The organism is Pseudomonas sp. R45(2017) (genome assembly GCF_002112305.1).
GTDB classification, from domain to species: domain Bacteria; phylum Pseudomonadota; class Gammaproteobacteria; order Pseudomonadales; family Pseudomonadaceae; genus Aquipseudomonas; species Aquipseudomonas paraglycinae.
This window is the reverse complement of sequence record NZ_NEHH01000007.1, coordinates 157080-172194: the sequence shown is the minus strand read 5'-3', so window position 1 is coordinate 172194 and position 15115 is coordinate 157080. Positions and strand designations below refer to the sequence as shown.

At 61.6% G+C, this 15115-nt stretch carries 10 protein-coding genes; all 10 read left to right on the top strand.

Going from position 1 to position 15115, the window contains the following annotated elements:
* The first annotated feature begins 5 nt into the window (after positions 1-5).
* The 10 genes from flgK (at position 6) to CAF74_RS17550 (ending at position 15107) form a co-directional block, all read left to right on the top strand.
* Complete coding sequence (gene flgK, locus CAF74_RS17595; protein ID WP_085747132.1) at positions 6-2051, top strand: flagellar hook-associated protein FlgK; 2046 nt, start codon at positions 6-8, stop codon at positions 2049-2051.
* A 13-nt stretch (positions 2052-2064) separates the two neighbouring features.
* Entirely contained in the window at positions 2065-3636 is a 1572-nt protein-coding gene (locus tag CAF74_RS17590; RefSeq protein ID WP_085747131.1) for a flagellar hook-associated protein 3, read from the top strand.
* Positions 3637-3753: 117 nt separating this feature from the next.
* Entirely contained in the window at positions 3754-7347 is a 3594-nt protein-coding gene (locus CAF74_RS17585) for a glycosyltransferase (protein WP_085747130.1), read from the top strand.
* Between the two features lie 219 nt (positions 7348-7566).
* Entirely contained in the window at positions 7567-9324 is a 1758-nt protein-coding gene (locus CAF74_RS17580; RefSeq protein WP_085747129.1) for a calcium-binding protein, read from the top strand.
* A gap of 247 nt (positions 9325-9571) precedes the next feature.
* Complete coding sequence (gene rfbF / locus CAF74_RS17575; RefSeq protein WP_007958332.1) at positions 9572-10345, top strand: glucose-1-phosphate cytidylyltransferase; 774 nt, start codon at positions 9572-9574, stop codon at positions 10343-10345.
* Complete coding sequence (gene rfbG / locus CAF74_RS17570; RefSeq protein ID WP_085747128.1) at positions 10327-11409, top strand: CDP-glucose 4,6-dehydratase; 1083 nt, start codon at positions 10327-10329, stop codon at positions 11407-11409. The genes rfbF and rfbG overlap by 19 nt, the downstream gene beginning before the upstream one ends.
* Positions 11406-11966, top strand: a complete 561-nt coding sequence (gene rfbC, locus CAF74_RS17565; RefSeq protein ID WP_007958330.1) for a dTDP-4-dehydrorhamnose 3,5-epimerase — start codon at positions 11406-11408, stop codon at positions 11964-11966. The genes rfbG and rfbC overlap by 4 nt, the downstream gene beginning before the upstream one ends.
* Positions 11963-13189, top strand: coding sequence for a class I SAM-dependent methyltransferase (locus CAF74_RS17560; RefSeq protein ID WP_085747127.1), 1227 nt, complete (start codon positions 11963-11965; stop codon positions 13187-13189). The genes rfbC and CAF74_RS17560 overlap by 4 nt, the downstream gene beginning before the upstream one ends.
* Entirely contained in the window at positions 13186-14037 is an 852-nt protein-coding gene (locus CAF74_RS17555) for an NAD(P)-dependent oxidoreductase (protein ID WP_085747126.1), read from the top strand. The genes CAF74_RS17560 and CAF74_RS17555 overlap by 4 nt, the downstream gene beginning before the upstream one ends.
* A complete protein-coding gene (locus tag CAF74_RS17550; protein ID WP_085747125.1) occupies positions 14034-15107 on the top strand; it encodes a class I SAM-dependent methyltransferase in 1074 nt (357 codons plus the stop codon). The genes CAF74_RS17555 and CAF74_RS17550 overlap by 4 nt, the downstream gene beginning before the upstream one ends.
* The last annotated feature ends 8 nt before the right edge of the window (positions 15108-15115 follow it).

Here is a 15115-nt window from a genome sequence, read left to right as displayed (position 1 = left end):
GAATCATGAGTTTGCTCAATATCGGGATGTCGGGGTTGAACGCGAGTTCTTCCTCTCTGGCTGTGACAGGTAACAACATTGCCAACGTCGACACCGCCGGTTATTCACGCCAGCAAACCGTGCAGGGCACCAAGTCCTCGATTCAGTACGGTAACGTGTTCATCGGTACCGGTACGACCCTCGCCGACGTGCGTCGGGTGTACAACTCCTACCTCGAATCGCAGCTGCACACCGCCACCTCGCTGAGCAGCGAAGCGGCCGCCTATGGCGCGCAGGCGACAGCGCTGGACGGTTCGCTGTCCGACACCAACACCGGCCTGACCGGCGTGTTGCAGAAGTTCTTCACCTCGATGCAAGGCGTATCGACCTCTGCCACCGACGACACTTCCCGTCAGTCGGTGCTGACCGGCGCGCAAGCCCTGACCAGCCGCTTCAACGCACTGGCCAAGCAGCTCAACGACCAGAACACCACGCTCAACGGCAACCTTGGCGACATGGCGGCCCAGGTCAACAAACTGGCCACCTCGATTGCCAATCTCAACCAGAAAATCGGCGAGATTTCCACCAGCGGCGGCCAGCCGAACGATCTGCTCGACACCCGTAACGAAGCCGTACGCCAGCTCTCTCAGCTGGTCGGCGCGCAGGTCGTCGAGCGCGGCACCAGCTTCGACGTCTACGTCGGCAGCGGGCAGCCGCTGGTTGTCGGTAACACCACCAATACCCTGAGCACCGTGCCGAGCAAGGATGACCCGTCGCGCATGGGCATCCAGATGGATCGCGGTTCGAGCACCATCGACATCACTTCGGTGATCAGTGGCGGCGAAATCGGCGGTCTGCTGAGCTATCGCAAGGAAGTGCTCGACCCGTCGCTCAACGAGCTGGGTCGTGTGGCGCTGGTGATCGCCGATCAGGTCAACCGCCAGCAAGCCCAGGGCATCGACAAGAACGGTGACTTCGGCGCAGCGATTTTCAACAACATCAACAGTGCCGCGCTGATCAGTCAGCGCAGCATTGCCCAGGCGGGCAACAGCGCGGGTTCGGGCAACCTTGACGTGACCATCAAGGACACCGGCAAGCTGACCACCAACGATTACCAGGTCACCTTCACCAGCGCGACCAACTACACGGTCAAGCGCTCGGACGGCACCGACATGGGTTCGTTCAGCACCACGACCACGCCGCCTCCGGTGATCGACGGTTTCACCCTGGCCCTCAATGGCGGTGCTCTGAGCGCCGGTGACACCTTCAAGGTGACTCCGACCCGTGGCGCGGCCTCGAGCATCCAGACCGTGCTTACCGACCCGAAGAAAATCGCGGCGGCGGCACCGTTGACCGGCGTGGCCAGCACCAATAATTCCGGCACCTACACCCAGCCGACGCTGACCGACACCATCGATATCTACAACCCGACCTCCCAGGCCGAGTTGCAGAACGCGCTCAAGTATTCGACCCCGGTCAAACTGGTGTTCGGTGCGGTCGCCAGCGGCAGCCAGTCGTACAACATGGTCGATGCCAAGGGCAACACCATCGGCACCGGGACCATCGTGCCGGGGCAGGCCAACACCCTGAACCTGAAGATCGGCATGGTCGACTCCACCGGCGCACCGGTGATGGATACCAGCGTCACGCCGAACGTGCAGAAAACCTTCACCGTGCAGACCACCGTGGGCGCGACGCCGAAAGCCGGCGAAACCTTCACCATGAGCCTGACCGGCGCGGCGTCTTCGGACAACCGCAACGCCCAGGCACTGGTTGGTCTGCAGACCAAGCAGACCGTGGACACCGGCTCGGGCAGCAAGGGCATCAGCCTGACCGACGCCTACAACAAGCTGGTGACCAACGTCGGTACCAAGGCCGCTCAAGGCAAGTCCGACATCGAGGCCACCACCGCCATTCTGGATCAGGCGCAGGGCGCGCGTGATTCGCTGTCTCAGGTCAACCTGGACGAAGAGACCGGCAACCTGGTCAAGTATCAGCAGTACTACACAGCGTCTTCGCAGATCATCAAAGCTGCGCAGGAAACCTTCGCCACGCTGATCAACAGTCTTTAAGGAGCCGTAATTCATGCGCATTTCCACCGCTCAGTATTACGCGACGCAAGCTGCTCAATATCAGCGCAACTACAGCAAGGCTGTCGCGACCGCGAACGAAGCCAGCAGCCTGCAGCGCATCAACACCGCCGCCGACGATCCGATCGGCGCCGGTCGCTTGCTCAAGCTCGGTCAGCAGGCCGCGATGCTTGATCAGTACAAAGGCAACATCGACACCACCAAGAGCGCGCTGACCGTTCAGGAATCCACACTGAACTCCATCACCACTGCTTTGCAGCGCGCGAAGGAAATCGGTCTGGCCGCCAACAACGGCATCGCCACCGATAAGGACCGCCAGGCTTACGCCGCCGAACTGAGCCAGATCCAGCAACAAGTGCTGGGCCTGATGAACTCCAAGGATGCCAACGGCAACTACCTGTTCTCCGGCTCGAAGACCGATACCGCGCCGTACTCGCAGAACGCCGATGGCACCTACACCTACAACGGTGACCAGACCCAGATCAACCTGGGCATTGGCGACGGCCTGTCGGTGGCCACCAACACCACTGGTTGGGATGCGTTCCAGCAGACCATCAACACCAGCCGCACCCAGACCACAATGACGGCTCCGGCCGTCGATGACGGTCGCGTGGTGCTGACCAACGGTACGGTCGGCACCGCCGCCACCTACAACGCCAAGTTTGCGGCCGGTCAGCCTTACACCGTGGACTTCATCAGCAGCACTCAGCTGAAGATCACCGATGCCCTGGGCAACGACGTGACTTCCGAGGCCAGCCAGAACGGTCTGATCAGCAACAGCAACGGCGCCAACCAGACCGTCAGCTTCCGTGGCGTCGACATGAAGTTGAACATCAACCTCAAGGCTGGCGATACCAACCCGGACGCGGTCATTGCCGGTCATAGCTTCCAGCTGTCGGCTTCGCCGGACTCGTTCACCGCTTCGCGCAGCCCGGGCAACCCGTCGACCGCGGTCATCACCGGTTCCAGCGTGACCAACCAGGCAGCCTACGACGCGGCTTTCCCGTCGGGTGGCGGCGCAGTCCTGAAGTTCACCAGCGCCACCGCGTTCGACCTGTACGCGGCGCCTGTCACTGCCGACAGCAAGCCGATCTCGTCGGGTACCGTGGCCGGCGGCAACGCCACGGCAGCGGGCGTGACCTTCGCCCTCGGTGGTACGCCGGCGGCCGGTGACCAGTTCTCGATCCAGTCCAACAACCACCAGACCCAGAACGTGCTCGACACCCTGGGCCAGATGGTCACGGCGCTGAACACCCCGATCGACGGTGATCCGGTGGCCAAGCAGAAATTCCAGGGTGCCATGGAAGCCGGCCTCGGCAACATCGACAGCGCCGCCAATCAGATCGGCAGCGCGGTGACGTCCATCGGTGCCCGTGGGTTGTCGCTGGATGACCAGAACACCACTAACGAGAGCCTGCAGCTGGCGAACTCCACCACTCAGGGCACGATCCGTGATTCGGATCCGGCCGAAGTGATGACCCGCCTGACCTTGCAGCAGACCATGCTGCAGGCCTCGCAACTGGCGTTCAGCAAAATCTCTCAGTTGGGTCTGTTCAACAAGATCTGAAGCCTGAGCGGGCGCGCAAGCGCCCGCTTGCTCTGACCGCTCTGTATCAATCGTCTTTTTTTGCGGTTTCAAAGGGCTCGCTGTTCCGGGCGGGTTCCCGCCGCTTGCGAGTCCGCCGTGAATTCACTCCCCCTTGTCAGCCTCGTCATCCCTGCCTTCAATCCGCGTTTTTTCGAACGGGCCTTGAACAGTGCCGTGAGCCAGAATTACGGCAATCTCGAAATCATTGTGTGCGATGACAATCGCGGCAACGAGATCCAGGACATCACAGCGTCAGTCAGCGAGCAGACAGGCGTGGCCGTACGCTACGTGCGCAATCCACGGACGCTGGGGCTGGTCGACAACCTCAAGGTCTGTCTTGAGCAGGCACAGGGCGAATTCATCAAGTTCCTGTGCGATGACGATTTGCTCTATTCGGCTTGCATCGAGCAGCAGGTCCATGAAATGCGGCATGCCGAAGTCAGCCTGGTGGTGGCTCAGCGGCTGCTCTGGGATGCCAACGACATCATTCTGCCGGCGCGTATTGAAAACACCCCGTTGTCGCCAGTCAGCGCACTGCTCAAGGGCGACGATGTCCTGGGCATTTTTGAAAAATTCCCGGTCAATGTTCTCGGTGGATTCAGCAGTGCGCTGATGCGCCGCGCCGACGTTGTCGAGCTTTTGCCGGCGTTGACCGAGGAGGGTGCCTGCTTCGTCGCGACGCTGGATTTTGCCCTGTATGTCTGTCTGCTGCGGCGTGGCAACCTGGCGGTTTCCAATAACGTACTCAGCGCCGAACGTCTCTACCCGGAGCGTTTGAGTGCGCAACAACCGATGAAGGATGCGGCAGAAGTCGAGCGCGAATGGATTTCGCAAATGCTCAAGGCGCGCAGTGGTGAGTCGGCGCCTGCACCGGGGTGGGTGCGTTATGTTCCGTTGACCCGTGTCGAAGAGTCGCCACGGGTGTGGCAAGAGCTGCCCCTGAGCCGAACCCTTGGCTCCAAACAGAGCCGTCAGGAGTGGGGCGTAGGCGTCAACAGCTTCAGCTTCGGCGAACTCTACGCACAGTGGCTGGCATGCCGGGTGCTCACCGAGCAGCAGCGCCACTGGTTGCCGGAAACGCTCGCCAGCTGGCCGCAGCAGCCGCGAATCGTGCCGATCATCATTGACCGGCAGGGCAGTCGCGATGGTCTGGAGCGCACACTGGAGGCGCTCGCTGCCCAGGATTACCCGCCAGAGCTGATCCTGGTGCTGTCCGTTCTGTGCAACGAGGCGACCCTCGATGGGCGCGTGTTTCACATGCCGTTGCAGGATGACGGGCTGGAACAGATCAACACACTGCTGCCGCAGCTCGAAGGCGCCGACTGGTTCTATCTATTGCAGCCAGGTGATTGCCTCGTTGCGCCGGCGTTGTTGGTCATGGCCGACCGGATCGCGCACAGCCAGACCCTGACCTGTCTTTACAGCGACGAGGGTAGCCTGCGCACCGGCGAATCGGCGGAGCCTGCGTTCAAGCCGGACTTCAATCTGGATCTCATGCGCAGTTATCCCTACGTCGGGCGCGCCCTGGCGTTCAAGCGCGAGCGCTTTCTGGCGCTCGGCGGCTTTGCACCGGCGTTTGCCGAGCTGGCCCCCCATGATGTGCTGTGGCGGATGGTCGAGAGCGACGGCCTGAACGTTGTGGGACACATTGCTGAAGTGCTGCTGGAGTCCAAATTCGATCTTTCCCAATGGCTCACCGAACCGGGGGTCGTGGCGCAAAGTCCACGAATTCTCGAAGCGCATCTGCAACGGCTGGGGATTGTCCATGAAATCCGTCGTGGTGGCAGCGAGCTGCTGAATCGCGTGGATTATCACCACGCCCGACGCCCGCTGGTGTCGGTGGTCATTGTCACTCAGGACCAGACTACTGCCGTGCAGCGCTGTGTGGAAACGCTGCTGGAAAAGACCGCTTATACCGAGTACGAATTGCTGCTGGTCGACAACGGCAGCGAAAGCGCTGAAGCGCGGGTATGGCTGGACGGCATGGCGCAACTGGGCAGCGACCGGATCCGCGTGCTGAGCTATCCGCAACAGGGCAATGCCGCCGCTGTGCACAACTTTGTGATCAGCCAGGCGCGTGGCGAGTATGTGTTGCTGCTCAACGCCTTTGCGGTGATTACCCAGGCCGACTGGCTCGATGAACTGCTCAACCATGCGCAGCGCCCGGAAGTCGGGGTGGTCGGTGCCAAGCTGTTCAATCCCGACGGCGGGGTGCTGCATGCTGGCCTGATTCTCGGTTTGAACGGGCCGGTCGGGCTGCCGTTCTATGGCCAGCCCATGCAGTCGGACGGGTACATGTTCCGCCTGCAGGCGGTCCATAACCTGAGTGCTGTCGGCGGCGATTGCCTGATGATTCGCAAGTCGGTTTTCGACGCTGCGGGTGGGCTCGACGAGCAGGACCTGAAGCAGTCGCTGAATGTCGTGGATCTGTGCTTGCGGGTTGGCCGCGAAGGCTACCTGGTGGTGATGAGTCCCCATGCCGTGCTGGCGGTGGGCGCGCGCCCAAGCGCTGCGGCGACGGCGGAAGACGAAGCGCTGCTCGCCGAGGAAAGGGACACGTTCTACCAGCGCTGGTTGCCGACCATTGCACGCGACCCGGCCTACAACACCAACCTGACGCTGCAGGGTGTGGGTGCCACCAACTTCAGTCTGGAACCTGGCTTGCGTACTGGGTGGAGTGCCTTTTCCAGGGCGCAGTTGCCGAATGTGCTGGTGGTGCCGATCAACGCCTCTGCCATCGGGCACTACCGCATGAGTCAGCCGATGATCGAGCTGCAGGCGGCCAACCGGGTCGAGGGGCGCATTTGCTACGGCTTGCCGTCGATCATCGATATCGAGCGTCAGTCGCCCGATGTGATCGTGTTGCAAGGGCGCTATTCGGAACACGCCATCGATGAAATCCCTCCGCTGAAAAAGTATTTCAATGCGCGGCGCATCTTCGAGCTCGATGACTATGTCATCGACGTTCCCCATCGCAATGCGCATATCCGCAACATGCCGAGCAAGCAGGACATGGAGCGTATGGTGCGACGCGCCATTGGTCTGTGTGATCGAGTGGTCGTGTCGACCCAGCCATTGGCTAACGTGCTGTCGGACATGCATCACGACATTCGTGTCGTACCAAACATGCTGTCCAAGGACTTGTGGAGTCACTTGCGCAGTCAGCGCCGTACCTCGAAAAAACCGCGGGTCGGTTGGGGTGGCGGCACCAGTCACCACGGCGATCTGGCCGTCATCGCCGATGTGGTGCGCGAGCTGGCCGACGAAGTCGACTGGGTATTCTTCGGCATGTGCCCGGACGATCTGCTTCCGTACATGCATGAATTCCACGGTGTGATCGATCTGGAAATCTATCCGGCGAAACTGGCCAGCCTGAACCTTGACCTGGCCCTGGCGCCGCTGGAATTCCACGTATTCAACGACTGCAAGAGCAACCTGCGGCTGTTGGAATACGGTGCCTGCGGTTATCCGGTGATCTGCACGGACACCGAAGCGTATCGCGGTTATCTGCCGTGCACCCGGATCAAGACCAACAGCACGGACGAGTGGCTGCAGGCGATCCGCATGCACCTGGCCGACCCGGATGCCAGCTACCGAATGGGTGACGAGTTGCGCGAGGTCGTCCTGCGTGACTACGTGCTGCGCGGCGATAACCTGCGGTATTGGGAATATGGCTGGCTGGCGGACTGAGCCGCGCTCGACAACCGAAAAAAGGCGACCTGAAGGTCGCTTTTTTTTTCGGCCGTGAAATGCGTATTTACATTAAATGCCGACGAATTTGTGCGCGGATTAAAGCTTTGGTTTTTCCCTGTCGATATCAACGTATTCCGCGATTTATCAGTGTGCTGTGGCGGGGTGTGATCGCCACGCACGCAGGGACAGATTCATAACAAGGCAAGGAAGAAGCAAATGGCAGTCGTAAATGGAACGAGTGAAGCGGATGTCCTGATTGGCACCCAGGACAATGACGAACTCTATGGAATGGAGTCGGATGATCAGCTGTTGGCCAGCGGGGGATCGGACGTGCTGGACGGCGGTGAAGGGTTTGATACGGCGACCTATTACGGCATGAGTTCGGGAGTCGGTGTCGAGGTTGGTGCTGGCGCCGTTACGGTCACAGGGCCCGATGGCAAGGTCGACACGCTGGTGTCGGTGGAGAAGGTGGTCGGCAGTTTCTACAACGACACCTTTACCGCTTCCGTGGGTGGCGTGACGCTGGACGGCAGTGTGGGTGATGACGTGTACAACGTCACCGCCGAAGGCGTGACCCTGATTGAAGAAAACAACGGTGGCTACGACGAACTGCGCACCAGCCTGAACACCGTCAAGATGGACCCGTTCATCGAGAAGCTCACCTTCACCGGTACCGGCGATTTCAAGGGTTACGGCAATGCCAGTGACAACGAGATCATCGGCGGCGCAGGTAACGACTGGCTGTGGGGTGGCGCCGGCGCTGATCACTTCGTGGGTGGCGAAGGCTTCGATACTGTCAGCTATTCCGACAGCCTCGAGGGTGTGAGAGTCCAGGATTTCGAGAACTACGATGCATTGACCATCGCTGCTGGCGACACCTTCACCGGCATCGAGGCGATTCAGGGATCGAATTTCGATGACGTGGTGTATCTGCTCGATAACGCCATGATCGTGGATGGCGCCGATGGCTACGACACCGTGAGCTACCGCCACTCCTTTGATGGCGTCAGTATCGGCATTGGTCAGCAAGCAGGTGCGGATGTCACGTTGCTGAACGTTGAGAAAGTCATCGGTACTTCGTTCGATGACCGATTCACCGCCAACGTCGCGGGCGTGACGCTGGAAGGCGGAAGAGGCGACGATGTGTACATCATCAACAGCGCCGGTGTGAGCATCGTCGAGACGGACCTCTTTGGTGGTACCGACCACGTGTACACCAGCCTGTCGTCGATGCACATGGATCCGTTCATTGAAAAAATGACGTATACCGGCACCGCAGACTTCACGGGCTACGGTAATGACGGGGACAACGTCATCGTGTCGGGCGCCGGCAATGACGTCCTGTACGGCGGCGCGGGTGCCGATCGCTTCGAAGGCGGAGCCGGTGTCGACACCGTCAGCTACGAAGACAGCACTGAGGGTTTGAGCGTCTCCCTCGGCTGGGGCCCGCAGAGCGGTATCGCCCTCTACGACACGTACATCGACATCGAAAACCTGCGTGGCAGCGATTTCAATGACGTGCTGCAAGGTGATTGGGGCGACAACATTCTGGAAGGCGGAGCTGGCGACGATTTCATTCAGGGTGGCGGGGGTGCGGACATTCTTTATGGCGGCCTGGCATCCGGTCTGGATGGCGAGGCGCCGCAGAACGATACGCTGATTGGTGGCGATGGCGATGACACCTATGTGGTGAATGCCCCCGGCCTGGTATCCATTCAGGATATGGCCAGCAGCTACAACGACACCCTGATCATGAACACCATTGCCAACCTCAGCCAGTTGAGCGTCACGCGTGTCGGCGACGATGCCTACCTGCACGGCGCCAATGACGGCAGCAGCGGTGTGCCGGCCAATGGCGTGAAACTGGTGGACTGGTATGTGGGTGGGTACAACAACATCGAGCATCTGCAGACCGCTGACGGTCAGGTCTACGACCTGCCGGCCACGATCGATGGATTCGCGATGTTTGGCTGATCCGTCTGATTGATTGAAGCTGCTCGATGAAAGGGATGAGTCCGGCAACGGATTCATCCCTTTTTTCATGCCTGCATTTCCTCGCCGACACAGGGTCGGCGGAGCTGGCGCGTTTCCTGCAAGTCCCCCTCAAATCGCCATAAAACGAGCGCTCGCGGTCATTCACCTGCGCCCGGACTGGCAAAGGTTCAGCCGCAAAGGCCTGCAACAGCGAGGCCAAGCCCTGTGACGTAGAAGAGGGGAGACGATGAAGGCAGTTATTTTGGCGGGTGGCCTCGGCACGCGCATCAGTGAAGAGTCGCACCTCAAGCCCAAGCCAATGATCGAGATCGGCGGCAAGCCAATTCTCTGGCACATCATGAAGCAGTATTCCGCCCACGGAATCCACGACTTCGTGATCTGCCTCGGCTACAAGGGCTACGCGATCAAGGACTTCTTCGCCAACTACTTCCTGCACACCTCCGACGTCACGTTCGACATGCGCAACAACCGCATGGACGTGCACCAGAACTACAGCGAGCCGTGGAGCGTCACCCTGATCGACACCGGCGAGGAAACCATGACCGGTGGCCGTCTGCTGCGGGCCGGCCGTTACCTCAAGGATGAAGAGGCGTTCTGCTTCACCTACGGCGACGGCGTCTCCGACATCAACATTGCGCAGCTGGTCGACTACCACAAGGGCCACGGCCGTCTGGCGACCGTCACCGCCGTGCAGCCGCCGGGCCGCTACGGCGCCCTCGAACGGCATGGCGATCAGGTCCTCGGCTTCACCGAAAAACCGCGCGGCGACGGCGGCTGGATCAATGGCGGCTTCTTCGTGCTGTCGCCAAAAGTGCTGTCGTATATCGCTGGCGACGAAACTACCTGGGAAGCGGAGCCATTGGCTCGCCTGGCCCAGGACGAACAACTGAAAGCCTTCGAGCACGAAGGCTTCTGGCATCCGATGGACACCCTGCGCGACAAGAACCACCTCGAAGCGCTGTGGCAGAGCGGGGAGGCCCCATGGAAACAATGGGCCTGAGTCCTGAGTTCTGGCGCGGCAAGCGGGTTCTGGTCACCGGCCACACCGGTTTCAAGGGCAGCTGGCTGACCCTGTGGCTGCAAAGCCTCGGCGCGCAAGTCAGCGGTTTTTCCCTCGACCCGTCGACCGAGCCGAGCCTGTTTGAACTGGCGCGCGTGAGCGAAGGCATCAACGATCAGCGCGGCGACCTGCGTGATCTGGGCGCCTTGCTCGAGATCATCGCCGACACCGAGCCGGAGATCGTCCTGCATCTGGCGGCCCAGCCGCTGGTGCGTGAGGGTTATCGTGATCCGCTCGGCACTTATTCGAGCAACGTCATGGGCACCCTCAACCTGCTCGAAGCGATTCGCCAGGTCGGTTGCGTGCGGGCCTGCGTGCTGGTGACCACCGACAAGGTCTACGCCAACAAGGAATGGCTGTGGCCGTACCGCGAGGACGAAGCTCTCGGTGGCCATGATCCTTACAGCAGCAGCAAGGCCTGCTGCGAGTTGCTGGCGCAGTCTTACGCGGCATCGTTCTTCCCGGCCGACAAGTACGCCGAGCACGGTCTGGCCCTGGCCACCGCGCGCGCCGGCAACGTGTTGGGCGGCGGTGATTTCGCCCCTGAACGGCTGATACCCGATGTACTGAAAGCCTGGTCGGCCGACGAGCCGGTGACCCTGCGTTACCCGCAAGCCGTGCGCCCGTGGCAGCACGCGCTGGAGCCGCTGGCCGGCTACCTGCAATTGGCCGCCGGCCTCTATGAAGACGGCCCGGAATATGCTGGCGCGTGGAACTTCGGCCCGGGTGAGGCGGACATGTGCAGCGTCGGCGAAGTGGTCGAACTGCTCGCCAACCGCTGGCCTCAGGCCCGTGGCCTGCGCCTCGAAAAGAGTGACCTGCACGAAGCCGGTCTGCTGCGCCTGGACAGCAGCCGCGCCCGTCAGGTGCTGGGCTGGCAACCGCGCTGGACGTTGCAGCAATGCCTGACCCAGACCCTCGACTGGCATCTGGCGTGGCAGAACGGCGACGACATGCGCACCGTGACCCTCGGCCAACTGAATCTTTACCGGGGCGCGCTGTGAGCGAGTTTTCCTTGAAACCGTTGCCGCTGGCCGGGTTGTTCAGCGTCCAGCACAAACGCTTCGAAGATCAGCGCGGTCACTTCGCCCGACTGTTCTGCGAAGGCAGTCTGAAGGCGTTCGGCAGTGAATTTCACATTCGTCAGATCAACCATTCCTGCACACGCGAGAAGGGCAGCGTGCGCGGTCTGCATTACCAGAACGCCAATGCGCCGGAAGCCAAACTGATCACCTGCCTGCGCGGTGAAGTGTGGGACGTGGCGGTGGACCTGCGCCCGGACTCGGAAACCTTCCTGCACTGGCACGCCGAGCACCTGAAGGCCGGTGACGGACGCAGCCTGCTGATTCCGGCCGGTTTCGCTCACGGTTTCCAGACCCTCACCGAAGACGCCGAACTGCTTTATCTGCACAGCGCCGATTACGCGCCGGAGCACGAGGGCGGCCTGTCGGTGAACGATCCACGGCTGGCGATTGCCTGGCCGTTGCCTGTCAATAATTTGTCAGCGCGTGATTCCAGCCATCCCGCGCTCGATCAACATTTTGCTGGAGTGCGTCTATGAACTGCCGTGGGTGCGCCGCACCGCTGAGCCTGCCGCTGATCGACCTCGGCACCTCGCCACCGTCCAACGCCTATGTGCATGCCGATCGGCTGGAGCAGGCCGAACAATGGGTGCCGCTGAAGGTCGCCGTGTGCCAGCAATGCTGGCTGGTCCAGACCGAGGATTACACCTCCGCCGACAGCCTGTTCGATGCCGAGTACGCCTACTTCAGTTCGTTCTCCAGCACCTGGCTGGCCCACGCCGAGCGTTATGTGGCCGAGATGGTCGAGCGTTTCGGCCTGACCGCCGACAGCCGCGTGGTGGAAGTCGCGGCCAACGACGGCTACCTGCTGCAATACGTGGCCGGTCGCGGCATCCAGTGCCTGGGCGTGGAGCCGACCCGCAGCACCGCGCAGGCAGCACGGGAAAAAGGCCTGGAGATTCGTGAACTGTTCTTCGGTCGCGACACCGCCGCACAGCTGAAAAGCGAAGGCTGGGCCGCCGACCTGATGGCCGCCAACAACGTGCTCGCTCACGTGCCGGACATCAATGATTTCCTCGGCGGTTTCGCCACGCTGCTCAAGCCGACCGGCGTCGCCACCTTCGAATTCCCGCAACTGCTGACGCTGATGGCCGGCGCGCAGTTCGACACGCTCTATCACGAACACTATTCCTACCTGTCCCTGACTGCCGTGCAGACGCTGTGTGAACGCAATGGCCTGGAAGTGTTCGACGTCAGCCAGCTGACCACCCATGGCGGATCGCTGCGGGTGTTCGTCCAGCGCAAGGACGGCGAACGCCGCGCCGTGCAGCCGGCCGTGCAACAGCAGTTGCAGGCCGAACTCGACGCCGGGGTGAAAACCACCGGGTACTACGCGACGCTGGTGCCGGCTGCCGAACGTATCAAGCATGATCTGCTGCGTTTTCTGTTGCAGGCCAAGGCCGACGGCAAGCGTGTGGTCGGCTACGGCGCCGCTGCCAAGGGCAACACCTTGCTCAACTACGCCGGGGTCAAACCGGATCTGTTGGCCTGGGTCGCCGATGCAAATCCGCACAAGCAGGGCAAGTACCTGCCGGGCAGCCGCATCCCGATTGTCGCGCCGGCGCAGATCGATATCGAGAAGCCGGATTACGTGCTGGTGCTGCCGTGGAACCTGCTGCACGAAGTCAGTCAGCAACTGGCCCAGGTGCGTCAGTGGGACGGTCGCTTCGTGATCGCCGTGCCTGAGTTGAGCGTGCTGTGAAGGTTCTGGTCACCGGAGCCACGGGCTTCGTCGGTCGTCATCTGGTCGCAGCGTTGCTGGCCCGTGGCTGCACGGTGCGGGCGGTTGCGCGCGACGCGCAGAAAACCGCGGACATGCCCTGGATCAATGACGTCGAGTTCGTGAGCGCGGATATTCACGCGACGGATCTGGATGTCGCGGCGCTGACCGAGGGCGTCGATGCACTCGTGCACCTGGCCTGGCCGGGGTTGCCGAACTATCGGGCGCTGTTTCATTTCGAGCACAACCTGATGGCCGACTATCGCTTCATCAAAGGCGCGGTAGAGGCGGGCGCGAAGCAGGTGCTGGTGACCGGCACCTGCTTCGAATACGGCATGCAGAGCGGCCCGTTGAGCGAACAGAACGACGCGCAGCCGGCCAATCCTTACGGTCTGGCCAAACACACGCTGCACCTGTTTTTGCAACGTCTGCAGCAGGAGCATCCGTTCACCCTGCAATGGGCACGGCTGTTCTACCTGCACGGCGCCGGACAGAACCCCAACAGTCTGTTGGCGGCGCTGGACCGGGCAATCGATGCCGGCGATGCGACGTTCAACATGTCGGCCGGTGAACAGCTGCGCGATTTTCTGGCAATTGAAACCGCTGCCGCTCATCTCGCCGCGATCCTGCACCAACGCGATTTCGACGGCACGATCAACTGCGCCAGCGGCCAGCCGGTTTCGGTGCGGGCGCTGGTCGAGCAACGCGTGAGTGAACGCGGCGCAACCATCGGCCTGAACCTCGGCCATTACCCGTATCCGACCCACGAACCGCTGGCGTTCTGGGCGGTGACCGAGCGCTTGCAACAGTTATTGGGAGAGCCGCAATGAGGCACGAGTTGTATCGGGTCACCGACCTGCCGGTGCTGCAGAACCGCACCTTTGCCGATCCCGAATCGGCGAAGGCATCGGCCCGCGCCGACATGTTGCTGGTGCAGGATGAGCGCAGCGGTCTGATCTTCAATGCGGCGTTCGACGCCGACAAGCTCAGCTACGACGCCGACTACCAGAACGAGCAGGCGCATTCCGGCCAGTTCCAGAAGCACTTGAGCGATGTCGAAGGCATCATTGCCCGGCACTTCAAGGGTCAGGAACTGATCGAAGTCGGCTGCGGAAAAGGCTATTTCCTCGAGTTGCTCAAAGGTTTGGGCTACCGCATCACCGGCATCGACCCGGCCTACGAAGGCGAGAACGCCGACGTGATCAAGGCCCCGTTCACCCGAGGCCTGGGCCTGGAGGCGGACGCCATCGTGCTGCGTCATGTGCTGGAGCACATTCAAGATCCGCTGGGTTTTCTGGCGGTGATCGCCGAAGCCAATCAGGGCGGCGGGCAGATCTACATCGAAGTGCCGTGCTTCGACTGGATCCTCGAACACCGCGCCTGGTTCGACCTGTTCTACGAGCACGTCAATTACTTCCGCCTCGATGATCTGCGCCGGATGTTCGGCACTGTGCACGAGGCCGGTCACCTGTTTGGTGGCCAATACCTGTACATCGTCGCTGACCTCGCCACGTTGCGCCTGACCCCGGAACAACCGGTGCCACGCCTGGCCTTGCCGGACGATTTCACCGCCAGCCTCGAGCGCGCGGTGCAGATCATCCAGGGCGCGCCCGAGCAGGGTTCGGCGATCTGGGGCGCCTCGTCCAAAGGCGTGATCTATTCGCTGTTCCTGCAACGCGCCGGCGTGGCGGTGGATCGCGTGGTCGATATCAACCCGGCCAAGCAGGGGCGTTACCTGCCCCTGAGCGGCGCCCGGGTGTCCTCGCCGCAAGAGGCGATGGACGCCTTGCCCGAGGGCGCCAACCTGTTTGTGATGAATTCCAATTACCTCGAAGAGATCAAGCGGATGACCGGTGGACGTTACGTCTATCACGCCGTCGACAGCGCTTCGTTCCAGTGACCCTTGAG

Coding starts and splice junctions, on each gene's coding strand:
- CAF74_RS17560 (WP_085747127.1), top strand. CDS start 11,963: ATGAACTGCCGTGGGTGCGCCGCACCGCTGAGCCTGCCGCTGATCGAC.
- rfbF (WP_007958332.1), top strand. CDS start 9,572: ATGAAGGCAGTTATTTTGGCGGGTGGCCTCGGCACGCGCATCAGTGAA.
- CAF74_RS17590 (WP_085747131.1), top strand. CDS start 2,065: ATGCGCATTTCCACCGCTCAGTATTACGCGACGCAAGCTGCTCAATAT.
- CAF74_RS17550 (WP_085747125.1), top strand. CDS start 14,034: ATGAGGCACGAGTTGTATCGGGTCACCGACCTGCCGGTGCTGCAGAAC.
- rfbG (WP_085747128.1), top strand. CDS start 10,327: ATGGAAACAATGGGCCTGAGTCCTGAGTTCTGGCGCGGCAAGCGGGTT.
- flgK (WP_085747132.1), top strand. CDS start 6: ATGAGTTTGCTCAATATCGGGATGTCGGGGTTGAACGCGAGTTCTTCC.
- CAF74_RS17580 (WP_085747129.1), top strand. CDS start 7,567: ATGGCAGTCGTAAATGGAACGAGTGAAGCGGATGTCCTGATTGGCACC.